This is a genomic window from Sphingomonas sp. IC081 (genome assembly GCF_006874585.1).
Classification (GTDB): Bacteria; Pseudomonadota; Alphaproteobacteria; order Sphingomonadales; family Sphingomonadaceae; genus Novosphingobium.
In genome coordinates, this window is the sequence record NZ_CP029762.1 from 496,287 (window position 1) to 520,298 (window position 24,012).

A 24,012-nucleotide genomic window follows, 5' to 3' on the forward strand; every position below is an offset into this window, starting at 1 on the left:
CGGAAGAGACTGGGGACCTGGCACCATGCGGATTGATGCAAGAAACCTTCTGGACCGGTTGGGCCGAAGCGATTTCAGTTACAAGGAATTCGAGGATCGGTTTACCGATCTGGAGCTCTGGCCGATCCTGGAGGCCTTGCTGCGCGATCCGCGCCTGCAGGCGCTGGATCAGGCCGCTCCGCAGGTTTCCAAGTCCGCCTCGCGCGGCACTGGCGAAGTTCCTGCCCCGGACGAGCGGGTGCCCGAAGCCCCCAAGGAACAGATCCAGGTCCTTTTCAGCCGCTACGAACACGGCTCCGAACCGGCTGCGAGAGCCTCTGCCCCCGCGCCGCGCCCCGCCGATTCGTCGGGAGACGTCCGGGCGCTGCTGCGCCGTCTTTCGGCCGCCGTCGAGACGGAAGGTGCCGCCACCGGCACTGCTCCGCGCGAAGGAGACGCCTGATGCCCGTCATTCTCTGCCACGGACCCAAGGGCGGCACCGGCACGACCTTTGTCGCCGCGCATCTCGCGATGGGGCTGTCCGCCGAAGGCGCCGACGTCACCGTGCTGACGTTTGCAGCGCGCGATACCATGCCGCTTCATTTCGGCCTGTCGCAGGCGATCAGCCTTCCTTCGCTGACCGCGCCTGCCGACGAGGCGGTGCTGGTCGGCGGCATCAACTTGCGCCACTGGACCCGTTCGGCCGACGACGCCGACCTGCTGCCGATGCTGAACGATCTTGGCTATCTATCGCCCGGCAAGGACCGGGTCATGGTGCTGGACGTTCCGTCAGGCGACTGGCGCGCCGCCCGGCGCATCGCCCAGGCTGCCTGCGCCCACGTCTGCCCCCTGACCGTGCAGCCCGACAGCCTCGCCCTGCTCCCGCAGATGTTCGACGAAGCCGGGACCGACGGCCTGTCGCGCACGGCCTTTGTCATCAACGCTCTTGACGAGACCCGCCGCCTGTCCCGCCACGGCGCCGCCTTCGTGCGCGAGCTGGCCGGCCAGCGGCTGATCGGCCGCATCCGCTCCGACGAAGCGGTGCCCGAGGCCATGGCGATGCTGCAACCGCTGTCCCGCTACGCCCCGGCCAGCGCCGCGCTCAGCGATGTGCGCGCGATTTCGGCCAAGCTGGTCGACGCGCTTCATTCCACCGATCCGGTCTGGATCGCCCCCTCCGCGGCGAGCCGCGCTGCATGACGGGTAAGGTTCTGCAGCGGGGAATACTGCGTTATCTCGTGATCGCGCTGGTCGTGGTGATCGCGGCGCTGGTCGTGAGCGTGCCGCTCGACAACAACGCGCAGTGGATCTTCGCAGCCGTCGCGGTTGGCGGAACCTTGCTCATGCGGCGCTGGCCGGGCCGGAAGGGCGCGCTGGCGCTTGGCCTGCTGGCGCTGCTGATGTCGACCCGCTACATGTTCTGGCGCACGACCCAGACCCTGGCCTTCGGCACTTTGCCCGAATTCCTGCTGGGCGGCGGGCTCTATCTCGCCGAACTCTACGCCTGGGTGATCCTGGCGCTTGGCTTCCTGCAGACCAGCTGGCCGCTCGACCGTCCGGTGATCGAGCCCAACGGCCCTTCCGAGGAATGGCCCACGGTCGATATCTACATCCCGACCTACAACGAAAGCCTCGACATCGTGCGCAACACGGTGTTCGCGGCGATGGACCTGGACTATCCGGCCGACCGCTACCGCGTCTTTATCCTCGACGACGGCAAGCGCGCGGAATTCCGCGCCTTTGCGCGTGAGGCAGGCTGCGGCTACATCACCCGCGACAACAACCTGCACGCCAAGGCGGGCAATCTCAACGCGGCGATGACAAAGACCGACGGCGAGCTCATCGCCATCTTCGACTGCGACCACGTGCCGACCCGCGCCTTCCTCCAGCTCACAGTCGGCTGGTTCCAGAAGGATCCGCGCCTCGCCCTGCTGCAGACGCCGCACCACATGTATTCGCCCGATCCGGTCCAGCGCAACCTCGCCGGCGTGATCGACGACATGGCGGGCGAAGGCGACTTGTTCTACGGCCCGGTGCAGGGCGGCAACGACTTGTGGAACGCGGCCTTCTTCTGCGGCTCCTGCGCGATCATCCGCCGCGAAGCGCTGATGGAAACCAATGGCTTCGCCGGTGAAACGGTGACCGAGGACGCCCACACCGCGCTCAAGCTGCAGCGCACCGGCTGGAACACCGCCTACATCAGCGCGCGGCTTTCCGCCGGGCTCGCCACCGAGCGGCTCGTGCTGCACGTCGGCCAGCGCATCCGCTGGGCGCGCGGGATGACGCAGATCCTGCGCATCGACAATCCGCTGTTCGGCCCCGGCCTCACCTGGCAGCAGCGCCTCTGCTACCTCAACGCGATGCTGCACTTCCAGTATCCGCTGCCGCGCATCGCCTTCCTGACCAGTCCGCTCGCCTACCTGATCTTTGGCCTCAACATCATCCAGGCCTCGGCCTCGCTGATCTTCGCCTATGCCCTGCCGCACCTGTTCTGCGCCTCGGCCTCGAACTTGCGCGCGCAAGGGGCGGACCGGCGGCCGTTCTGGGGCGAGGTCTACGAGACCATTCTGGCCTTCCACCTCGTCAAGCCGACCTTGATGACATGGTTCCAGCCCCGCAAGGGCAAGTTCAACGTCACCGACAAGGGCAGCCTGCTCGATCGCACCTATTTCGACTGGGCGATCGTCAAGCCTCACCTCATCACCATCGGCCTGCTGCTGGCCGGGATCGCGCTGGCCGTGATCAAATGGGCGTTTTTCCCCTACATGTTCAACGTCCAGACCGACACGCTGGTGCTGAACATCTCGTGGGCCGTGTTCAGTCTCGTGATCCTGATCGCCGCCGTTTCGGTGGCGCGCGAAACCCGCCAGGCCCGCAAGGACATCCGCATTCCCGTGGAGCTGCCGGTAACGGCCTATCTCGCATCGGGGCACGTGCTGGAAACGCGCACCCTCGACATCTCGATGGGCGGCGCCGCCCTTGCCCTGCCGCAAGGACGACCGGCGGGAGACAATGCCGTGCGGCACATCACCATGGCGATGGGCGACGAAGTCCTGTCGATCCCGGTGGAAACCCTGCGCACGACCGGCGACCGCGCCTTCGTGCGCTTCGAACAGCTTGACGTCCTGGCCGGACGCCACCTCGTGCGCGCCGTGATGGGCCGTGCGGATGCCTGGCAACCGGCCTCGCCGCACGTCCAGGTGACCGGCCTGCGTTCGCTGGCCGACATCATCATCGTCGACATGGTGACCATTAAACGTATGCTTCGCCTCAATTTTGCCGAACGCCGCGCCATGCGCCGGGAAGCCGAGCTAGCCGCACTCATCGCGCCTTCGGCCCCTGTCGCGGCCACGCCGTCCGCCCCTGCCTCTGTTTCGCCCTCGCCGACCCGCAAGACACGGGGCATCAGCCTCGGCAAGGCAGCCGCGCTGGCCTGCGCACTCGCGCTCGGTCTGGCGACGATCGTGCTCGGCTCGCGCGAGGTGCACGCCGCGCCCGTTCCGGCAAAGCCCGCCGCCGCTGCGGCCGACGGTGAAGCCGGGGCCGGAGCCGCGCCCGCGGCCGGCACCATTGCGGAGCGGCTGACGCTCAAGGACATGCGCATCACCACCCCGATTCGCCTCCAGGGCACCCAGGGGGAAATCGGCATACCGTTCGGCATGCGTCAGGACCGTGTGGTGACTTCGGCGGTCATGACCCTGCAGATGGCCTGGTCGCCGATGATGCTCGACAGCATGAGCCACCTGGTAGTGATCCTCAACGGCGAGGCGGTGCAGACGATCCCGCTCTCCCGTGCCGATGCCGGCGGCCGCGCGCTGCGCATCGCGATCAACCCCGCGCTGTTCCTGCCGGGCGACAACCAGCTCAACTTGCGCCTGGTCGGCCACTACGCGACCGACTGCGAGGATCCGTTCAACTCGGTACTCTGGGCGAATATCAGCAACGTGCGCTCGTGGATCGATTTCCAGTATCAGCCACTGCCCTTTGCGCCTGACCTTGCGCGCATGCCGCTGCCCTTCTTCGACAAGGGGCAGAACCTGCCGCTGACGGTGCCCTTCGTGTTTGCCGGCCAGCCCCGCAAGGGCGAGCTGGAAGCGGCAGCGGCCACCGCCTCCTGGCTGGGGTCGCTCGCCAGCTACCGGGGCTTCTCGTTCAAGCCGGTCTTCGGCGCCTTGCCCAAGGGCAATGCGGTGGTCTTCCTCAAGCAGGGCCAATCGATCCCCGGCCTCGCCATCGCGCCGCCCAGCGGCGCTTCGGCCGCCGTCATGCGCAACCCGGCCGATCCTTCGGGTACCCTGCTGGTGCTGATGGGCCGCAGCGACGGCGAACTGCGCCTCGCCGCCGGAGCCGTGGCGCTGGGGCGCGGCGTGTTCGGCGGCCAGCGCATGAACTTCGACGACGTCCGCATCCCGGCCTGGAAGCGATACGGCGCGCTGCGCTGGGTCTCGACAGACCGGCCGGTAAAGCTGGGCGAGATCATGCCCGCCTACGCGCTTCAGGGCATGGGCTTCCGCCCCGGCCCGTTGACCACCAGCTTCCGCGTCGCGCCCGATTTGTTCTTCTGGCCGCGTGAAGGCGGCAAGCTGAGCCTCGGCTATCGCTATCCGGTCGCCCAGTGGCTCGACAAGCGCGCCTCGCGCCTCGACGTCTCGCTCAACGGCCAGTACCTCAAGTCGCTGCCGATGGGCTCCACCTGGTGGAGCGCACTGTTCGGTGCGAACGGCGTGCGCAGCCAGGATTCCACGGCGTCGCTGCCGCTGCCGCGCTACAACCTGTTCGGCCAGAACGAACTGACGTTCGACTACAACATGGTCATTGCCGACAAGATGAAATGTACCGGCACCCTGCCCGAAAACGTGCGCACGTCGCTTGATCCGGACAGCACGATCGACTTCTCCAGCGCCTACCACGCGATCATGATGCCCGATCTCGCCACGTTCGCGGGTGCCGGTTTCCCCTTCACGGTGGCGCCCGACCTTGCCGAGACGACCGTCGTGATGGCCGATGCCCCCTCGGCGGCGACGGTCGAGGCGTTCCTCGGGCTGATGGGCCGCTTCGGCGATTCCACCGGCGTGCCGGTAACGGCGATCACGATCACCTCCAGCGTCGATCCCTCGCGGCTCGACAGCCAGGACCTGCTGGTGATCGGCGGCTCGCAGCTCGCCGGCGGCACCCTGTTCGACAGCGCCCCGGTGCGTTTCGTGAACGGCCATCTCCAGGTTTCGGAACGCTCGCCGCTGCAATACGTCACGTCGCTCTTCGGCGGCACGCGCAGTGACGATCCCGCCGACGCGGCACCGATGGTCTACAACGCCCGGGGCTTTTCCGGCATCGTCAGCTTCCGCTCGCCTTACGCCTCGGACCGCACGGTCGTTGCCGTCCTGGCCGACGATCCCTCGGCCCTTCCCGGCCTCGTCGACGGCATGGCCGACGTGAAGTTCAACGCCTCGATCCAGGGTGATCTCGCGGTCACCAAGGGCGACGGCATGGCCAGCTTCGCGATCGGCGACCGTTACTGGACCGGCTCGCTGCCGGTCTGGATGAAGCTGGCCTACTGGTTCAGCCAGCGGCCGATGCTGATGGCGATCTTCGCGCTTGCCCTTGCCGTGCTGCTGGCAGGGCCTGCCTATCTCTACTTCCGCGGCCAGGCTGCCCGCCGCCTCGGCAATACGGACGATACCGCATGACCGTAGCCCGCAAACCCCTGCGCCTGGCCTGCCTGGCGCTGCTGCTCGCCTCGACCGGGGCGGAAGTGGTGAGCGTGGGTGTCGCCTCGGCGCAGGATAGCGGCGTCGCCGCGCTGCTGCAGCAGGCCCGCTACTGGCGCTCCAAGGGGCGCGAGGATCTGGCCCAGCAGGCCTTGCGCCGTGCCCGCGCGCTCGATCCCAACAATCCGGCCGTGGCCCAGGCCATGAACGGCGGTGGCAAGGCGGCTCCCACGCCCGCCGCTCCGGCTGCGGCGAAACCCGCCGCCACTGCATCTGCCAAACCCGCTCAGCCGCGCCAGACCGGCAATGCGGCCTCGGCATCGCGGCCCGGCCCAACCCCGGCCAAACCTGTACAGACCAAACCCGCACAGGCCAAACCCGCCCCCTCCTCCGCCAGCAACCGCGCCGGGCAGGCCCGCGTGGCCGGTTTCGCGGCTATTGAAAAGGGCGACCTCGACGGCGCGGCCAGCCAGTTCCAGCGCGCGCTCGCGGTCAATCCGCGCGATGCCGATGCGCTTGGCGGACTTGGCATCGTGCGCCTGCGCCAGAGCCGCTTTGCGGAATCGGCCGATCTGCTGGGGCAGGCCTCGCGCCTCGGCCGCGCCGAGCAATGGAGCAGCGGCCTTGCCGCAGCGCGCTTCTTTGCCGGCCTTGGCGAGGCCCGCGATGCCCTGGCGCGCGGCGATCTGACGGCGGCGCAGACCACCGCCGAAGCGCTGGTCCACTCCGGTTATCCGCAGTCCGGCCCGGCGGTCGAACTGCTCGCCAACATCTACGAGCAGCAGGGCCGCCATGCCGATGCCGCCGAACTCTATCGGCAGGCAGGGCAAACCGGAAACGCCAGCAGCGCCGACGACCGGCGCCTGCAGGTCAGCGCGGCACGCAGCCGCGCGCTTGCCGCCGCCGCTGCCGGGGACGACCTGGGCGCCACGCGCGAGTTCCAGAACGGCCTTGTCGCCGATCCCGAGGATCCGTGGATCCGCTACGAATTTGCCGAGTTCAACATCAAGCGCGGCCGCGTCCCGGAAGCCGAGGCCTTGCTGCGTTCCCTGGTATCCAAGGGCAAGCCCGACGCGCTTTATGCCGCCGCGCTGCTCAACGCCGACCTCGACCGCCCGGCCGAGGCCAGCCGCCTCATCGACATGATCCCGGAAACCCAGCGCACCGCCCAGATGCGCAGTTTCGCGGTGGGCGTGAAGACCGACGAGGCAATCGCCCGTGCCAAGGCCATGGGCGCTTCGGGCCAGAGCGCGCAGGCCCTCGCCTCCCTGCGCCAGCTCGGCTCGATGAGCGGCATTCCGGTGGGCAAGCAGGCCGCGATCGCCAATGCGCTCTATGACCTCGGCGATACGGCCGGTGCCGCTGCCGTCGCGGAAAATGCGACGCACGGCAATGCCACCGGCATCGAGGACTATGAAGGGCTGATCGGCACGCTGGCCCGCGTCGGCCGCGACGATCTTGCCCGCGACATGCTGCAACGCGCCGGATCGCTGGCCGGCGGCTCGGCGGACAGCCAGCGCGCCTATGCCCGGATGAACGGGGCGCTGATGGTCTCGCAGGCCGACCGCGCCCGGCTCGAGGGGCGTTTTGCCGAATCCTTCGATATCCTGCAATCCGCCTGGAGCGCCGCACCCGACAACATGGACGTGCTGGCCGGGCTTGCCCGCCTCTACCAGAGCGGCCGGATGCCGGCACGCGCGGCGCAGGCCTGGCAGCTGGTGCTCGCCCGCAAGCCGGGGGACCGCGACGCCCTGCTCGGACTGGCCGATACCGCGCAGGCGGCCGGCGACGACGACCTTTCACGCAAGGCGCAGAACGATGTGCTGCGGGCCTTCCCGCAGGACTACGAAGTGCGCATGACCATCGCGCGCATCGAACAGTCACGGGGGAACAACCGTGCCGCGGCGCGCTACCTCAAGGAAGCGCGTGCGCTCTACACCGCCCGCCAGGGCGGCACCTCGATCGACGGGCTGGCAGGCGGCAATCCCTTTGCAGCGATGAGCCCGGCCGGCGGCGCCAATCCGTTCCGCAACCAGGCCGTAGCGGCGCCGCAGGCGGTCAATCCGTTTGCCCTGGGTTCCGGCACCCGGCTGCCCTCGGCCGCTGCGCCAGCCTATGCGCCTGCCCAGGCCTATGCCGCCGCGCCCTATCAGGCCCCGTTGGCAAGCGGCGCAGGAGCCAGCCCGGCAGGCGGAGCGATCGCCTATTCCTCGCCTTACATGTCCGAGCCGGTCCCGGCAGACGCGGCGAGCGCCTATCCCGCCGATCCGGTCATGGCCCAGATCCAGTCCCAGCTCGCCAACCTGACGCAGGAAACCGGACCGCGTGTCGATGTCGATACCGGCTACCGCCAGCGCTCGGGCGAAAAGGGACTGAGCCGCCTCGACGAGATCAAGGGCTCGGTCCGCTTCTCCACCGACGTGCCGACCGGCCGCGTCTATGCCAAGGCCGAGGCGACCGTGCTCGACGCCGGTTCGCCCAGCAAGTCCGGGCAGGCGCGGTTCGGCCAGAACGCCACGATCGAGGCCGACAACATCGTCGCCCAGACGGAGGCGCAGTTCGACGGTCCCGGCAGCGTCAATGCCTCTGGCGTGGCCTTCTCGGCCGGCTACGAAAGCGATTTTGCCCAGGCCGAAGCGGGCACCACGCCGATCGGCATGGGCAAGACCAAGGTCACCTTCCGCGGCGCCGTCACTCCAGAAGTGAGCCCCGGCTTCCGGGTGAGCGCGGTGGCCGAACGCAAGCCGGTGACCGACAGCGTGCTGTCCTATGCCGGCGTCGTCGATCCCGTCAGCAAGGAGCGTTGGGGCCAGGTCATGCGCACCGGCTTCGGCGGCGGCCTGTCCTACGACCGCGATGGCAGCGGCGTCTATGGCGAGGGGCGCTACTACCGGTTCAACGGGACCAGGGTCGTGCGCAATGACGGCTTCGAGGCCAACGTCGGCGGTTACCTGCGGGCCTATGCCAGCCCGCATTCGGCACTCACAGTCGGGCTCAACGTCAATTACCAGGACTACGACAAGAGCCAGAACTACTTCACCTGGGGCAACGGCGGCTACTTCAGCCCGCAAAGCTTCATCTCGGTGGGCTTCCCGGTCAACTACACCCTGAATAACGACCGGTTCGACATGCGCGCCTCGTTCACCCCCGGCTTCCAGAGCTACAGCCAGGATGCCAGCCCGCTCTATCCCACGGATGCGGACCTGCAGGGGCACCTCGACGATGCCAAGGCGGACGATAACGACGTCCGCTCCTTCTACGACGAGAGCAGCAAGACCGGCTTCGCGCTCTCCGCGCTGCTGTCGCTTTATTACAAGATATCGCCAACAACACGGATCGGGGGCGAAACAAGCTATAATACCTTCGGAACCTATAACGAGTTCCGTAGCTTGTTCAGCGTCAGGCAGAACTTCGGGAACACGGGCAGATGAAGTTCCAGTCATTTCCACCACCCAGGCACGATACCGACGTTTCCGGCATCGGCGGCGTCGCCTTGCTGGCAACCCTTACCGCCGCGGAGATCGGCGAGCGCGCGCCGCCGGCGCAGGCGCGGGCGTTCTTTTCCTCGGTGGGCAGGCGCGTCGCCGCGCTGGTCCCGCTGGATGACGTCAGCGACGTCGGCGTGCTCGAAACCCGGATCAACGCCTATTGGCGCGATCTGGACTGGGGCCAGATCGAACTCGTCGTGGGTGAGGATGCGATCGTCGTGCGCCATGCCCGCTTGCCGGAACCGGTGGTGCCCGACCTGCGTCATGCCTGGCAGGCGATGCTTCTGGGCATTCTCGAAGGCGCCTACGACGCCTGGTTCCGCGCGCTGGGCAGCGGCGCCGCGCTGACGACCAAGGCGCTTTGGAAGGATGACATCATGGAAGTGCGTCACGGTCGGTAAATCTTTTGGCGGTTATGGGTTTACGGCCCAGGCAAACGACGCCGAATTCGTGACAGTCGCAAGGATTTGAAGACCAGAATGACACGCCATACCCGGACCGAACCGTTTGCGGCCTTCCCCGCCCTCGATCGCCGGAAATTCACGCTCGGCGCGATGCTGGCGCTGACCGCTGCCTGCAACGGCGGCGCGCAGAGCCGCGATCCGGCGCGGGGGGGCTCGCGTATGCTGACCTGGACCGCCTATCGCGACAAGTACATGATGGCCGACGGCCGCATCGTCGATACCGGCAACAAGGGGGTCAGCCATAGCGAAGGCCAGAGCTATGGCCTGATCTTTGCCTACAACGCCAATGATCGCGACAGTTTCGAGCGGATCGCCCGCTGGACGCAGGAGCAGTTGTCGCGCAAGGACATCGCCCTCCATTGCTGGCGCTACGATCCCGCCGCCGCCGACCCGGTGGCGGACAAGAACAACGCCACCGACGGCGACCTTGTCATCGCCTGGGCGCTGCACCTGGCCGGAAAACGATGGGACCGGCCGGACTACATTGCACGCTCTGCGGCGATCCGCGCCGCCATTCGCAGCCACTGCGTGATCGAACGCTACGGGCGCCATCTGCTGCTGCCGGGCCTCCAGGGCTTTGTCACCGGCGGCGGCGTCACGCTTAACCCGTCCTACTTCGTGTGGCCTGCGCTCGACGCTTTTGCGCGCATCGACGGCGCCGGCATATGGGGACCGGTGATCGATGACTGCGCCCAGTTGCTGGGCCTTGCCCGCTTCGGCGCGCGCCATCTTCCCTGTGACTGGATGACCATCAGCGGCCCAGCACAGCTTGCCCCGGCAAGCGACAAGCCGCCCCGCTTCGGATACGATGCGATCCGCGTGCCGCTTTACGCCGCTTTGGGCAATCGCAAGGTGCTGGCAGCCGACGTCGCGGCCTATTGGCGCACCTGCCTTGCCGGGGGCAAGCCGATCCCGGCATGGGTCGACGTGGTCACCGGCGAGGAAGCGAACTACGCGCTTTCGAACGGCGGCGCGGCAGTGGCCGGGCTGCTGCTCGGCATGGCGCAGCCCGCCGCGCTCGACGACGACTACTATGCCGCCTCCCTGCAGCTGCTGGCAAAATTGCCGACTGGCCTGTAGCCACCCCGGCTGCCTGTTACGGGGTTCGGCCCTGGGGGCAATTGCCGAAGATGGAGCCGCCACGGCGGGCGGCTCCCGTGAACGCGCTTACTTGGGCGCGGGGACCTTCGCCAGATCGGCATCGATCTTGGCCAGGACCTCGTCGGTGACGGTGTCGGCCGAATAGGACTGGATCTGCTTCAGGGTCATGCCCCGCGCCATTTCGATCTGCGGGTTGCTGACGAGATCGGGAAGATACTTCTGGAGGATCGCCTTCGTGGCCGGATTGTCGAGCAGGGTGCCGATCGAACTGTCCGACGTCGAAAAGGCGGGGGCCACCGCGGCGGCCGCTGCGGTCCCGGCGCAGACCACCGAAAGCGGCGGGGCGACGAGGGCCATGGTTCCGGCGATCAGAATTTGACGAAGCATAGTTGCAATCCTCTCTTCAATGGTACCGGCCTGATCGCCTGCGATCAGGCCGCCTGTTCTTGTGCGGCCCTGAACGTTGACCGGCCAGTTTGCTGGCTCAGTCCGGCCGGTCAGGGCGACCGGCTGGACTGGACCGGCTAGCGCTTGCGCAAACCGGCCTTTTTGCGTCACACACGACCCGATGGCCGAAAACAAAAAACCGAATCGCGCTTTAGGCGATACCGTATCGCATAAATCCGAGCCACTGGCATCATCGAGATCGACCCATGCCCGCGCCTTGCGGTCCGGCAAGGCGCTGCAGGAAGCCATGCTGCAACTCCTCCAGCGCAAGCCCTTCGACCAGATCACCGTGCGCGATATCTGCGCCGAGGCAAAGGTCCATTACGCCACCTTCTTCCGTCACCACGAAACCAAGGAATCGCTGCTCGACGCCATTGCCAAGGACGAGATCGCCCGCCTCAACCAGTTGACGCTGTCGATCCGCGATGCCGAAAGCTACGAAGCCGGTTTCGAGGGCCTCTGCGCCTATGTGGCAGAACACCGCGAACTCTGGGCGATCCTGCTCAACGGCGGCGCCGGCGGCGCCATGCGGGAGGAATGGCTGCGGGTCTCGATGGAAGTGGCCAAGGGCGAACAGCCGATCAACGCCTGGCTGCCCACCGAACTGGGAACGATCTGCGCCGCCTCGCTGATCGCGGAGACACTGGCCTGGTGGGTCGGCCAGCCGGAAGGCACCTACAGCGTCTCGCAAATCGCGCGCATCCTTTACCGGCTGCTGTCCACCTCGATCATGGCGCCGGATTGAGGGGACTTCGCCCGGACGAAAGATCGCAGTCGCGATCCTGTGCGAGATCGAGCGTCAGCAGGCGCTCGATCGGCCTCAGCACCCGGGCGAGCGGGTCATGCTGCGGCGCGTCCGCTGCCAGATCGATCACCGGCGCCATGTACTGCGCCGCAAAGATCATGCTGAGGATCGAAAATGCGGCAAATTTCGGGACGCCGAGATCGGAATTGCCGAAACGCTCGGCGTCGTGGATGATCGGCAGCAGCGAGGCGAGAAACGGGCTCCAGACTTTGTCGAGAAGGTAGTCCTGTCGCTCTCCCGGCTCCGACATTTCACCGATGAACAGCGGCGCCAGTTCCGGAATCTCGATAGTGAGCCGCACGAAGGGGCGAAGCGCGGCGCTGGCCCTGTCCGGAAACGGCTGCGCCGCCGCGAACGCGCTGTCCATTGCCGCGCAGGCCTGATCGACCCGCAGGCCAAGTTCATCCACGAGCGCCTTCCACAGGCCGAGTTTCGAACCGTAGCGATAGAGGATCAGGGTCGGCGCGATACCGATCGAGGCTGCCAGTTCGCGAAGCCCCACGGCCGCGAACCCCCGCCGTGAAAAGGCCGCAAGCGCACTGCGTTCCAGACGGTCCAGGTCGGGGCCCTGCCCTTTCTTCGGGCGGGCCCGTTCCCGTCTGGCGACAGCGCCATCGTCTTGCTTCGTCATCATCAGGGACGCCCCTTGGCCCTCCCTTTCGCAGGAACCTTAGCGCGAGCCGAACGCAACGCGGAACGTCACGCCGAATTCACGCGGTGCGGTCACCGCCACACCGGCATAGCGGCTGCTGTAGACCGTCGATCCGATGCCCGAGACGCTGTAGGTCGGCGGGCTGAGATAGACGTCGGTCACCGAGGTGAACTGCGCGAGATCGTCCTGGCTCAGCAGCTTGGTCGTATCGAAGATGTTCTTCGCGTAGACCGAGACTTCCCATCCGCCATCCTGGGCCCTGAGGCCGCCGAACAGGTTCAGCAATCCATAGGCCTTGACGTTGTCATAGGGATTGTTCGAGTCGGTCCGGGACTTGCCCTTCCAGCTGAACAGCCCGCGCAGGTAACCATCGACATCGTTGTTCAGGGGCAGCGTGTATTCGGCCCTGAACACGCCCGACCATTCCGGCTGGAAGGTCGCCGACTGTCCGCCGCCCGCGCATTGCGCCACGCGCTCGCCGCCATAGGCCTGCTGCATCTGCGCCAGCGTCGGCGTGACCGTATCGGGAATGCCGTCGGAGCCGACCGCGCCGCTCTGGTTGTTCAGCGCGTCGGTGCAAGCCAGCAGCGCGTTGCCGATACGGCTGCGTGCGAAGTTGACCGTTGCCCCGAGATTCCAGCGCGGCGTCGGCGTGAAGGCGAGTTCGGCCTCGACGCCGTTGACCTTGATCGGCACCGCGCTGACGAAGTTGAAGTTGCCGATCGTCGGCGCGCCGGCCGAGTTGATGTTGATATAGGCGATCCCTGCCCCGCCGGAGCGGTAGGGGTAGTTCTTGTAGTCCTGATGGTACGCGGTCAGGTTGAACTGCACCTTCCGGTCAAACCAATCGGACTTCAAGCCGATCTCGTAGGACTTCGAACTTTCCGAAGGCAGCGAGATATGGGCGATCTCGTTCGCGGTGTAGTCCGCATGGGTGAAATTGCCGATCGCCACGACCGGGGGACGCCAGGAACTCCCCGTGGAGGCGTAGACCATGAGGTCCGGCGTGAAGCGATGCTTGATGCTGGCGCTGTAGATCGTGGCGTTCTCGTTGACGTCCGACTGGGTGCCGTTCTGGCGCGTGCAGTTGCCCGCCGCGTACATTTCGGGCGTACAACTGATGAACAGGCCATCGCGGTTGTCGGTAAAGTGGATGCGCCGCAATCCGCCCGACAGTTCCGTCGCTTCGGTGAGGTGGAAGGTCACGTTGCCGAAGAAGGAATCTTCCGTCGGCGTACCCTTGGCAACGTAGATCGGGGTGTCCGTCACGCTCGGCGCGGCGATCGGGAAGCCGAGTCCGGCAAGGCGCAACTGGGTTATGCTGAGGTCGTCGAGGTTGGTCTGCGACGGCACCGCATAGTGGAAGTACCCGGCGACATAGTCGAACAGCCCGGCAACCCGGTCGAGGTTCTGCAGACGCACTTCATGGCTGCTGGTCGTGCCCTTGGTGTCCGCGATCTGCGCGACGGCGAGATCCGGGAAGAAGTTCGCGAGGTCGCGCACGCCGTAGCTATGGTACTTCTGCGAAGTCGCCGAACCCACGTAGATCAGGCGCTGGCCGAGGACATCGACTTCGGCATTCCAGTTGTAGAACTGGAACTTCTGCGAGGTCGTGCTCGGGCGCGTTTGCACCGAGAGGCGGTCGCTGAGGCCGATCTCGCCGTAATCCGGCGCGCCCGCGGAGGGCACATAGTCGGGATCGTACTGGCTGACGGAACGCACCTGGTCGAACCGCGTGCCGGTGTTCTGCATGCCTTCGTAGAGGAAGCCGAGACGCAGCCACTGCGTCGGTTCGAAACGAACCGCGGCGCGGATGGCGTTGGTCTCGCTGCTCGGCTTCACGTCGCTGTTGACGCTGGTGACGCGGTTGCCGCGATCGAAGCTGTGGAGGCCGGCCACGCGGATGCCAAGCACATCGGAAATGATCGGAATGTTGAGCGCGCCGTTGATGTTGGCGGCCGAAGCCGAGGCCAGCGTGCCGGCCATGTAGCCGCCCGCTTCCACCAGATCCGGCTGGCGCGTGGTCGCCGTGATCGAACCCGACGGCGTCGAGCGCCCGCGCAAGGTGCCCTGCGGACCGCGCAGCACTTCGATCTGGCCAACGTCATACATCGTCTGCATGACGAAGTTCGAGGGAACCGGTGCGTCGTTGCGATAGTACTGGATCGTGCCGTTTTCGGCGCTGACGTTGACGTCGTGGTTGACGCCGCGGATCGAGGACGAGGTGCCGATGCCGTTCGCGTTGGGCGTGAGCTGGAGACCCGGCACCACCGCGTTGATCTCGGTGAAGTTGCGGATGTTCAGCTTGGTGATCGAATCCGCCGTCACCGCGTTCACGACCAGCGGCACATCCTGAAGGCTCTCGTCGCGGCGGCGCGCCTGGACGATGATCTCGGTCACAACCGAAGCATCGCTGGTGGCGCCGGCATGGGCGCCCACGGCGGCGGTGGTGCTTTCCGCCTCCTGCGCCCGCGCGGGACTGACCATGGCCAGCGCGCTCACGCCAGCAAGTATGAACGCGTCTTGTCTACGCATCGAATCCTCTCCCGATATGATTTTTCTTGTCGAATTTTGTGCGCCACTGTGTCGCATCGGTCAATCCATCAGGCTGGATTGGCTTGCCCGTTTCGCCGGGGCGAAGTTTTCGCGCCGCCTACGGCATGGGGCCGGTGGAAACCATGCAGGAACCCACCGGCCCGGATTGGTGGGCGGCCGGCTCAGGCCGCCGGCAGCACGGCGAGGTCGCGGTCGACGGCTTCGAGCGTTTCGTTGGTGAACTGGCCCGGCGCGAACTTCTGGATCGCACGCAGCGTCATCGACTTGGCCATGCCGATGCGCTTGTCGGTGGTGATGCCGGGGAAGTGCTGTTCAAGCACGGCCTTGGCGCCGGGATCGGCAAGGAGCACGGCAAGCTTGGTCACGCCGGTCGAGTAACCGGACGTCGCGACCGCCGCCGATGCCGGTGCCGGTGTCTCAGGCGCGACCGGCACTTCGGCTTCCGCGGTCTTCTGGATCACCGAGGGGCGTGTCGACGAGAGGTCAACGCCTTCGGCCGGGGTCAGCTTGAGGTGCAGTTCCGAAAGGCCGCGGATGATGAAGCTCGGCTCGAAGTTGAGCTTGCGGGCACCGCGCGGGCCATGCACCGCAGGATCGAGATCGATGTCGGACGTGTATTGCAGCAGCTTTTCCAGAATGATGCGCACCTCCACGCGGGCGAGCGGCGCCCCCGCGCAAGTGTGCGCGCTGCGGCCGAACGCGACGTGTTCGCGAATTTTCGGACGGTCGAGCCTGAACGCCTGCGGGTCTTCCCAGCGCGCCGGATCGCGGTTGGCAGCGGCGATCGAAAGCATGATCTTCGTACCGGCCGGAACCGCCAGATCGCCGATCCTGGTATCGCGCCGCGCCAGGCGGGCGGTCTGCTTGGTCGAACCTTCGAGGCGCAGGACTTCCTCGATCAGTGCCGGAATGAGCTTGGGATCGGCGCGCAGCCGGTCCTGCAGCCCCGGCTGATCGACGATGTAGCGCATCGCATTGCCCAGCAGCTTGGCGCTGGTGTCCTGCCCCGCCCCGAACATGAACATGCCCAGCTTGATGATCGCCATCTCGTCAGGAAGCGTGCCGTCGGGATAGAGCGCGTTGGACAGTTCGGAGAGGATGTCCTCGCGCGGATTGGCGCGGCGATCGGCCACATATTGCGCGAAGTACCCGCCCATGATCACGAACGGGTGGTCTTCGGCATTGAGGTCGAGTTCGCCGTCGAGATTGCCGGGAGGCGGCGCGTTCTCGATGAGGTCCATGAACTTCTGGCGATCCTCGGCGGGAATGCCGAGGAGATCGGCGATAACCAGCGTGACGAACGGCGTCGCGATCGTCCTGACCAATTCCACGCCGCCATTGGCCACTGCGTCCCGCACCAGTTCGTCCGAGAAGGCCTGGATGAACTCCTCGTTGGCCTTGAGGCGCGAGGGCGTGAACAGGCGGTTGACAAGCGATCGCAGCTGCAGGTGCGGATTGTCATCGAGATTGACCAGCAGGTCGCCGCCGTGAAACGCGTCGCGGTGCGCCTCGATCTGGGCGGTGATGTCGGATCCGTGCGGCGTGAACGGCAGCGGGGCGGAAGCGCCTTGCAGGCCGATAATCGCCGAGAAGTCTTCCGAATTGCGCATGATCTCGAGGGTTTCCTCGAAACCCATGACCATCAGATAATCCTTGCCCTGGGGCTGGTAGACCTGGCCCTTGCTCCGTACCGCCTCGAAATAGGCATAAGGATCGACAAGGATCTCGTGGTCGGTGAAATAGTCCCGATCGGCCAGTTCCGTCATTTTTCCCACTCCTGCTGCCTGGCCGCTCTGTCGGCGGGCAAGCGATATGTCTGGTTCAGTCTTCGGGCGCGATCCGCACGCGCAGTCCGTCAAGCGCCTCGGTGATCGGCAACTGGCATGAAAGTCGCGATTGGCCGCCACGCTGGCTCGACGAATCGAGAAGGTCGTTCTCGTCCTCGCTCATCGCCGCCAGTGCCTCGGCCGGACCGCCTTCGACGTGCACGTGGCAGGTCGCGCACGAGCAGCAGCCGCCGCACAGCGCCAGCAACTCGTCAAAGCCCGCGTCGCGGATCACTTCCATGACCGTCTGTCCGGTCCTGGCCTCGAGCAGCCTTTCCTCGCCGGACACGCCTATTACGGTAATCGATGCCATTTCTCGCCCTCTTCCAGGTTCCGGCCTCTTGCGGGCCTGCTGCGCCGCGCAAAGGCCGCAGCGAATTTTATGCGATACAGTGTCGCATACCGTGGCGGGACGGATAACGTCAACCGCGAAGAGGCCGATGCCATCGCGCCCCGCCCGACGCGAATGCTCGGACGAGACGGTCCAATGGCGCGATTCTCCGCGTCCGGGCGGAGCGCAGGGAACCGCCATGCCGCTGCGGCACCTCGCGGATGGCCGGTTGATCGCTGCGGCGTTATCCGCAGCCGTGCCTTCCGCTCCGGGGACGTTGCAGGCGCAATGCGGCATGACCTGGCTTATTGCATTGACCGCGATGGCCGGGATTGGCCTGACCGACTTGACAGCGCATATCGGCAACAATAGGCGACAGTGTGTCGCACAAAGAGGCGATTTCGGGAGAATGGCCAGCAGCGCCTCGAGCAGGTGCGGCTGCGGATGCAATTGGCAGGCAGATGACATCCATGGCGAAGAACGGGCAATTTCGGACAAGGTCGGCGCTGGTCAGGCTGGCGCTGTCGCTATCGGTTGCCGCTGTTTCGGGGCCGGTCTCCGCCCAGTCAGGGTCCCCGGCCGCGCCCGATCAGGCTGACCCGCTTGCAGGACAGTTCAGCGACCCGCCGATGGAGGCGCGTCCGCGGGTCTGGTGGCACTGGATCAACGGCAACATCACCGTGGACGGGCTGCTCAAGGACCTCGCCTGGATGAAGCGGATCGGCATCGGCGGCGCGCAGGCATTCGACGTCAATCTCCAGAGCCCGCAAATCGTCGACCAGCGACTGGTCTACATGACGCCCGCCTGGCGGTCTGCCTTCAGGGCCGCAGCGCGCGAGGCGGATCGCCTTGGCATCGAATTGGCGATTGCCTCATCGCCGGGCTGGTCCGAGACCGGCGGCCCCTGGGTGACGCCCGCCGACGGCATGAAAAAGCTGGTGTGGAGCGAAGTGACCGTGAGCGGCGGCAAGCGCCTCGCCCGCCCGCTCCCCATGCCGCCCTCGGTGACCGGCCCGTACCAGTCGATCGCGGCGACTTCGGGCACCAACTCGACGATCAACGAAAAGGCACCCGACGTTCCCGCGCCGTTCTACCGCGATGCCGTGGTTGTCGCGGTGCCCGCAGAACCGGCCCTTGCGGATGGCGCCGCAGCCACGTTTACGAGCGGCGAAGGACAGCCGGCCGATGCCGCAGCACTGACGGACGGCGACCTCGAAACCGGTGCCGACCTGCCGAAAGTCGCCAGGCAGCCGACACTCCTTACAGCCCGCTATCCGGCGGCCCGGACGATCCGTGCGCTCACCCTGTTCGTGCCCGGCGGCGCGGGCAAGTTCATCGGCGCCAACCTCAAGGCCAGCCTGGAAGCGCAAACCGCTGCCGGGCAGTGGACAACCGTAACCGACATTCCGCTCGGACGCGTACCGACGACCCGCAGCTTCGCGCCGGTGACGGCACGGGCCTTCCGCATCGTGTTCCAGGACGCCAGCAGCCTGCCGAACTTTGCCCCGCCGCCTGCGGGCGTCGACCTTTCGGCGCTTGCAGCCGGCTTTTCCGGCGGCAAGCCGGCGGCCTCGATCCGGGTCGCAGAATTCGCGCTGTCCGCCGAAGAGCGCGTCAACCGCGCCGAGGCCAAGGCCGGCTTCGACATCGTGCCGGACTATTACGCGCTCGACGCCGGTCTTGCCAATTCCGCCGGCGTGGCGCCGGACCGGATCATCGACCTGACCCCGCGCCTCCACGCCGACGGCACGCTCGACTGGACCGCGCCACCGGGGCGCTGGCGCATCATCCGCTTCGGCTATTCGCTTGTGGGCACGATGAACCATCCTGCTCCGCTGGAGGCAACCGGCCTCGAAGTGGACAAGTACGATGGCGAAGCCGTGCGCCGCTACATGGATCACTATCTGGCGACCTATCGCCAGACGGTGGGCGCGGACCTCATCGGCGCCAAGGGCGTGCGCGCCATCCTCACTGACAGCATCGAGGTGGGCGCGGCGAACTGGACGCCGCGGATGGTCGCGCAGTTCAAGCGGCTGCGCGGTTATGATCCGGTCCCCTGGATGGCCGCGCTGACCGGGACGATCGTCGGCTCGCGGCAGGACAGCGAGCGCTTCCTGCATGATTTCCGGCGGACCCTGGCCGATCTGCTGGCCAGCGAGCACTACGGCACGGTTGCCAGCGCAGCGCACGACAACGGGCTGGTCGTCTACGGCGAGGCGCTGGAAGATCACCGCCCGCAGCTTGGCGACGACATGGCCATGCGCCGCTGGACCGACGTGCCGATGGCGGCGATGTGGGCGTTCCAGCGTGACCGAGGGCCCAAGCCGACCTACCTTGCCGACATGAAGGGCGCGGCATCGGTCGCCCACCTTTACGGGCAGCGAACCGTCGCGGCGGAATCGCTGACCTCGATGCTGGCGCCCTGGGCCTTTGCGCCGGGCGATCTCAAGCGGATGATCGATCTCGCGTTCGCCTCCGGCATCAATCGCCCGGTCATCCATACCTCCGTCCATGTGCCGGTGGACGACCGGAAGCCGGGTCTGCGGCTGTCGATCTTCGGTCAGGATTTCAACCGCAACGAAGCCTGGGGCGAACTGGCGCGGCCGTGGATGGACTATGTCGCGCGCAATTCGCTGATGCTCCAGCAGGGCGTCAACCGGGCCGACCTTGCCTATTTCTACGGCGAGGAAGCCCCGCTGACCGCGCTGTTCGGCGACAAGCCGGTCAGCGAGGTTCCGGCCGGGACCGCGTTCGACTTCGTGAACGCCGATGCCCTGATCGATGCGCTGGCCAATGACGGCGGCGATCTGGTGACGGCGGGCGGGGCACGATACCGCGCGCTGTACCTCGGCGGCACCGCCGGGAGGATGAGCCTTCGTGTGCTGGCGCGCATCGCCGACCTTGTGGAGGCGGGCGCGACCGTCATCGGCGCGCCGCCGGTGGGCGATCCCGGCCTTGGCGCCGACCCTGCCCGCTACCGGTCGCTGGTGCAGAAACTGTGGCCGGGCGCGGCGGTCAATCCGGTCGGCCGGGGCCGGGTGATCGCGACCGGCGACCTGGCCGCAGGTCTTGCGCAGGCGGGTATCGCGCCCGATTTCACCTTCTCGGGCGGAGCGCCGGGGGCCGTGCTTCCCTTTGTCCACCGCAAGCTGGCGGACGGGGACAGCTACTTCATCTCCAATCAGTCGAACCGGGCCGAGACGATCACCGCGCATTTCCGGGTCCCCGGCAAGGAAGCCGAACTCTGGCATGCCGAAACCGGCCGCTCGGAGCCGGTGAGCTTCACGGCCGCGCAAGGGGTGACCTCGGTTCCGCTCACGCTCGGCCCGGACGAGGCGGTGCACGTGGTGTTCCGCAAGGACAGTGCGGCTACCTCCCGCACCGTCGCGCCGGTCGAGCTGCGCGAAGCGGCGGTCCTTGGCGGGGCCTGGGACGTCACGTTCGAGCCGGGGCGCGGCGCGCCGCCGCAAGTCCGGCTGGCCGAACTGGCCCCGCTCGGCGCGAACGCCGACCCCGCGATCCGCTATTTCTCGGGGATTGCCACGTATACCAAGGCATTCACGGCGCCGCGCGGGTGGAAAAAGGGCATGCCGCTGCTGCTCGATCTCGGCGAGGCGCGCGAAATCGCCGAAGTCCGCGTCAACGGACAGCTGGCCGGATACGGCTGGCACCAGCCTTACCGCATCGACATCGGCGCGCAGGCCCGCCCCGGCGGGAACCGCCTGACGATCCGCGTCGCGAACCTGTGGGTCAACCGGCTGATCGGCGACGCCCAGCCCGGCGCCGCAAAAGTGACCTGGACCGCCACGGCGACCTACCGGAAGGACGCGCCGCTGCGCCCGTCCGGTCTGCTGGGCCCCGTGCGCCTGCTGGAACAACGCCGGGACTGAACCGGAAACCGACAACAGGGAGAGTGGAAAGTGGGCGATTTCAAGCGGGTACTGACAGGCCTGATGCTGGGTTCGGCAATCGCCGCCACAGCCATATCCCCCGCGGCCGTGGCGGCGGACCGCACTGCGTCGCAGGCAGGCACGCAGGCAGCCAGGCAGCCAGGAACCGGGCGAGCGGCAATCGACCTGTCGCATGGCTGGCGCTTCCACTTCGGCGATGCTCCGGCGGCGGTCACCGCCACCGGCTTCGACGATCGGGACTGGGAGCAGGTCTCGGTCCCGCACAGCTGGAACCGCATCGGGGCCTATGCCCAGAAGCGCGGCGCCGAGACCGACAACCGGCAGGGCCTGGGCTGGTACCGCCTGCAGGTCGATGCGCCAAAGGCGAAGCCGGGCGACCGCCAGTATCTGGACTTTGCAGCGGTCGGCAAGCTGGCCGAAGTCTGGGTAAACGGCCACCATGTCGGCACCCACAAGGGCGCTTTCGCCCGCTTCCGCCTCGACGTTACCGATGCCTGGAAGCCGGGCCAGCGCAATCTGGTCGTGGTCAGCGCCGACAACAGCAAGGTGGAGCCCGGCAGCTCCACCTCCGAAGTCATTCCGCTCTCCGGCGATTTCTTCGTGCATGGAGGCATTTACCGCGAGGTTGCACTGCTCCAGCTTCCCGCCGCGTCCATCGATCCGCTCGATTACGGCGGACCGGGCGTCTACGCGCATGCGACGAGGATTTCCGCCGAAAGCGCGACCGTCGAGGTGCGCACCCGCTTGCGCAATGCCGGCCCGGCCCCGCGCAGCCTCACCCTCGCGACCGAGATCCGCGACGCGCGCGGCAAGGTCGTCGCCCGCACCGTCCAGCCGGTCACCCTGGCGAGCGGAACCGGCGAGCAGCGCACGGCGCTCGATCTGGCCCGTCCCCATCGCTGGGACGGACGGGCCGATCCCTACCTCTATTCGGTCACCGCCACCCTTTCGGACGGCAAGGCCGTGCTGGACCGGGTGTCGCAGCCGCTGGGCCTTCGCACCTTCCGGTTTGATGCCGACAAGGGCTTTTTCCTGAACGGGCGGCATGTGAAGCTGCGCGGTGTCTCGCGCCATCAGGACGCGCTCGGCTCGGGCTGGGCACTGACGCCCGCGCAGCACGCGCAGGACATGGCGCTGGTCGAGGAACTCGGGGCCAACACCATCCGCCAGGCCCATTACCAGCACGCCGATGCCTGGTCCGATCTCGCCGACAAGGCCGGCATGGTGGTCTGGGCCGAGCTGCCTTACGTCACCACCCCCAGCATTACCGGCGGCAAGGGCTCGGATGCGCTCTGGGCCAATGCCGAGCAGCAATTGCGCGAGCAGATCCGGCAGAACTACAACCACCCCGCGATCCTGATGTGGTCGGTCGGCAACGAAGTGGATTCGGCCAAGGGTTTCGGCCAGAAAGGCGCGCCGCCGCAGCCGCAGGCCCTGCTCGCCCACCTCAATGCCATCGCCCGGCAGGAAGACCCCGATCGCCCGACCACTTTTGCCGATTGCTGCGAAGGGCTGACGCTGGTCCAGACCGCCGGAGAGACGCTGGCCGGAACCACCGACCTGATCGGCTACAACCGCTACTACGGCTGGTATTATCCAAAGCCCCTGGAGGTCCGTCAGGACCTTGGCGACACGCTCGACAAGCTCCACCGCGAGCATCCGGGGCTGCCGCTTTCGCTCAGCGAATACGGCGCGGGCGGCGCGATCAGCCAGCACAGCGACGACGTGCGCAGCGGTTATGTCAATTTTGTCGGCCGTCCCCATCCCGAAGAGTACCAGGCATGGGTCCACGAGCAGTCCTGGCCGAGCATCGCCGCCCGCGATTTCGTGTTTGCCAGCTGGGTCTGGGCGATGTTCGACTTTGCCAGCGACCTGCGTGACGAAGGCGACGCGGTCGACCTCAACGACAAGGGGCTGATCACGGCGGACCGCAAGACCCGCAAGGATGCCTTCTGGTTCTACAAGGTGGCCTGGAGCGACAGCCCTGCCCTGCACTTTGCCGGAACGCGCTATCTGGACCGCGCCTATCCGGTGATGGACGTCAAGGCCTACGCCACCGCCCCGTCCGCGCGCCTGACGATCAACGGCAGGCCGGTCGGCGAAGTGCCCTGCCGGGACTTTGTCTGCGAATGGAAAGACGTGGCGCTGCGGCCCGGCGCCAATGCCGCCGTGGTGACGACCACGCAGGGCGGCAAGACCCTGACCGACCGCGCCACCTGGAACGGGCCCGACGTGGAGCGCGGCGGACTGCGCATCAATGCGGGTAGCCCAGCCGGTCTTGAACTGCCCGGTCTTGAACTGGCCGGCGGGCATCTCGGCAGCCGCCACTTCGGTTCGGACACGTTCGTGACAGGCGGCAAGCCGGTCGTGCTCAACCTTGTCGGTTTCGGCGGGCGCTCGATGGCGCCGATCCGCACGGTCGATGCAGCCGACCCGGCGTTGTTCGACTACTGGCGCGACGGGGATGCCTATAGCTACGACATTCCCCTGCCGAACGGCAGCTGGACGGTGACGCTGCACCTCTTCGAACCGCGCAAGACCGCCTCGTCCGATCAGGCCCTCACCGTCACCGCGAACGGAGAGGCGGTCATCCAGGGACTTAACATCGCCAGGGCGGCCGGGGCGCCGCTCAAGGAACTGCTCCGCAGCTTCCCGGTCACTGTCCGCAACGGCCGCCTCAAGCTCGATTTCACCAGCGTGTCGGGCAACGCCGCGCTGGCCGGAATCGAGATCGCGCATTGAAT

At 66.9% G+C, this 24,012-nt stretch carries 14 protein-coding genes; 9 read left to right on the top strand and 5 right to left on the bottom strand.

Going from position 1 to position 24,012, the window contains the following annotated elements:
- Nucleotides 1–25: 25 nt before the first annotated feature.
- The 6 genes from DM450_RS20475 (at nt 26) to DM450_RS20500 (ending at nt 10,719) form a co-directional block, all read left to right on the top strand.
- A complete protein-coding gene (locus DM450_RS20475) occupies nt 26–442 on the top strand; it encodes a hypothetical protein (RefSeq protein ID WP_142638653.1) in 417 nt (138 codons plus the stop codon).
- A complete protein-coding gene (locus DM450_RS20480) occupies nt 442–1,179 on the top strand; it encodes a cellulose synthase operon protein YhjQ/BcsQ (RefSeq protein ID WP_142638655.1) in 738 nt (245 codons plus the stop codon). Before DM450_RS20475 ends, DM450_RS20480 begins: the two co-directional genes overlap by 1 nt.
- Nucleotides 1,176–5,666 carry a UDP-forming cellulose synthase catalytic subunit gene (bcsA, locus tag DM450_RS20485; protein ID WP_142638657.1) on the top strand — a complete coding sequence of 1,497 codons (4,491 nt, stop codon included), beginning with the start codon at nt 1,176–1,178 and terminating at the stop codon, nt 5,664–5,666. Before DM450_RS20480 ends, bcsA begins: the two co-directional genes overlap by 4 nt.
- Nucleotides 5,663–9,118 (top strand): cellulose biosynthesis protein BcsC, encoded by a 3,456-nt coding sequence (locus tag DM450_RS20490; RefSeq protein ID WP_142638659.1) that lies wholly within the window; start codon nt 5,663–5,665, stop codon nt 9,116–9,118. Before bcsA ends, DM450_RS20490 begins: the two co-directional genes overlap by 4 nt.
- A complete protein-coding gene (bcsD, locus tag DM450_RS20495) occupies nt 9,115–9,576 on the top strand; it encodes a cellulose biosynthesis protein BcsD (protein WP_142638662.1) in 462 nt (153 codons plus the stop codon). The genes DM450_RS20490 and bcsD overlap by 4 nt, the downstream gene beginning before the upstream one ends.
- Nucleotides 9,577–9,654: 78 nt before the next feature.
- Nucleotides 9,655–10,719, top strand: a complete 1,065-nt coding sequence (locus tag DM450_RS20500) for a glycosyl hydrolase family 8 (RefSeq protein ID WP_142638664.1) — start codon at nt 9,655–9,657, stop codon at nt 10,717–10,719.
- An 87-nt stretch (nt 10,720–10,806) separates the two neighbouring features.
- Here the strand turns inward: DM450_RS20500 and DM450_RS26340 are convergent, their stop codons facing one another.
- Nucleotides 10,807–11,436: a hypothetical protein gene (locus DM450_RS26340; RefSeq protein WP_260610640.1), complete on the bottom strand. Its 630-nt coding sequence runs from the start codon at nt 11,434–11,436 to the stop codon at nt 10,807–10,809.
- Between DM450_RS26340 and DM450_RS20510 the strand changes: the two genes are divergently transcribed.
- Nucleotides 11,435–11,932: a TetR/AcrR family transcriptional regulator gene (locus tag DM450_RS20510; RefSeq protein WP_260610642.1), complete on the top strand. Its 498-nt coding sequence runs from the start codon at nt 11,435–11,437 to the stop codon at nt 11,930–11,932. The two genes, DM450_RS26340 and DM450_RS20510, sit on opposite strands and share 2 nt — an antisense overlap.
- Here the strand turns inward: DM450_RS20510 and DM450_RS20515 are convergent.
- From DM450_RS20515 to DM450_RS20530, 4 genes are all read right to left on the bottom strand, one after another.
- Nucleotides 11,916–12,626 carry a TetR/AcrR family transcriptional regulator gene (locus DM450_RS20515; RefSeq protein WP_142638668.1) on the bottom strand — a complete coding sequence of 237 codons (711 nt, stop codon included), beginning with the start codon at nt 12,624–12,626 and terminating at the stop codon, nt 11,916–11,918. The two genes, DM450_RS20510 and DM450_RS20515, sit on opposite strands and share 17 nt — an antisense overlap.
- Nucleotides 12,627–12,662: 36 nt before the next feature.
- Nucleotides 12,663–15,179 carry a TonB-dependent receptor gene (locus DM450_RS20520; RefSeq protein WP_185928844.1) on the bottom strand — a complete coding sequence of 839 codons (2,517 nt, stop codon included), beginning with the start codon at nt 15,177–15,179 and terminating at the stop codon, nt 12,663–12,665.
- A 182-nt stretch (nt 15,180–15,361) separates the two neighbouring features.
- Nucleotides 15,362–16,966: a cytochrome P450 gene (locus tag DM450_RS20525; RefSeq protein ID WP_142638672.1), complete on the bottom strand. Its 1,605-nt coding sequence runs from the start codon at nt 16,964–16,966 to the stop codon at nt 15,362–15,364.
- Nucleotides 16,967–17,021: 55 nt separating this feature from the next.
- Nucleotides 17,022–17,339 carry a 2Fe-2S iron-sulfur cluster-binding protein gene (locus tag DM450_RS20530; protein ID WP_142638674.1) on the bottom strand — a complete coding sequence of 106 codons (318 nt, stop codon included), beginning with the start codon at nt 17,337–17,339 and terminating at the stop codon, nt 17,022–17,024.
- Between the two features lie 488 nt (nt 17,340–17,827).
- Between DM450_RS20530 and DM450_RS20535 the strand changes: the two genes are divergently transcribed.
- Both DM450_RS20535 and DM450_RS20540 read left to right on the top strand, forming a co-directional pair.
- Nucleotides 17,828–21,247 carry a glycosyl hydrolase gene (locus DM450_RS20535; RefSeq protein ID WP_142639437.1) on the top strand — a complete coding sequence of 1,140 codons (3,420 nt, stop codon included), beginning with the start codon at nt 17,828–17,830 and terminating at the stop codon, nt 21,245–21,247.
- Nucleotides 21,248–21,277: 30 nt separating this feature from the next.
- Nucleotides 21,278–24,010, top strand: a complete 2,733-nt coding sequence (locus DM450_RS20540; protein ID WP_260610644.1) for a glycoside hydrolase family 2 TIM barrel-domain containing protein — start codon at nt 21,278–21,280, stop codon at nt 24,008–24,010.
- The last annotated feature ends 2 nt before the right edge of the window (nt 24,011–24,012 follow it).

Coding starts and splice junctions, on each gene's coding strand:
- DM450_RS20475 (WP_142638653.1), top strand. CDS start 26: ATGCGGATTGATGCAAGAAACCTTCTGGACCGGTTGGGCCGAAGCGAT.
- DM450_RS20490 (WP_142638659.1), top strand. CDS start 5,663: ATGACCGTAGCCCGCAAACCCCTGCGCCTGGCCTGCCTGGCGCTGCTG.
- bcsD (WP_142638662.1), top strand. CDS start 9,115: ATGAAGTTCCAGTCATTTCCACCACCCAGGCACGATACCGACGTTTCC.
- DM450_RS20510 (WP_260610642.1), top strand. CDS start 11,435: ATGCTGCAACTCCTCCAGCGCAAGCCCTTCGACCAGATCACCGTGCGC.
- DM450_RS20525 (WP_142638672.1), bottom strand. CDS start 16,966: ATGACGGAACTGGCCGATCGGGACTATTTCACCGACCACGAGATCCTT.
- DM450_RS20535 (WP_142639437.1), top strand. CDS start 17,828: ATGGCGAAGAACGGGCAATTTCGGACAAGGTCGGCGCTGGTCAGGCTG.
- DM450_RS20520 (WP_185928844.1), bottom strand. CDS start 15,179: ATGCGTAGACAAGACGCGTTCATACTTGCTGGCGTGAGCGCGCTGGCC.
- DM450_RS20500 (WP_142638664.1), top strand. CDS start 9,655: ATGACACGCCATACCCGGACCGAACCGTTTGCGGCCTTCCCCGCCCTC.
- DM450_RS26340 (WP_260610640.1), bottom strand. CDS start 11,436: ATGGCTTCCTGCAGCGCCTTGCCGGACCGCAAGGCGCGGGCATGGGTC.
- DM450_RS20530 (WP_142638674.1), bottom strand. CDS start 17,339: ATGGCATCGATTACCGTAATAGGCGTGTCCGGCGAGGAAAGGCTGCTC.
- bcsA (WP_142638657.1), top strand. CDS start 1,176: ATGACGGGTAAGGTTCTGCAGCGGGGAATACTGCGTTATCTCGTGATC.
- DM450_RS20480 (WP_142638655.1), top strand. CDS start 442: ATGCCCGTCATTCTCTGCCACGGACCCAAGGGCGGCACCGGCACGACC.
- DM450_RS20515 (WP_142638668.1), bottom strand. CDS start 12,626: ATGATGACGAAGCAAGACGATGGCGCTGTCGCCAGACGGGAACGGGCC.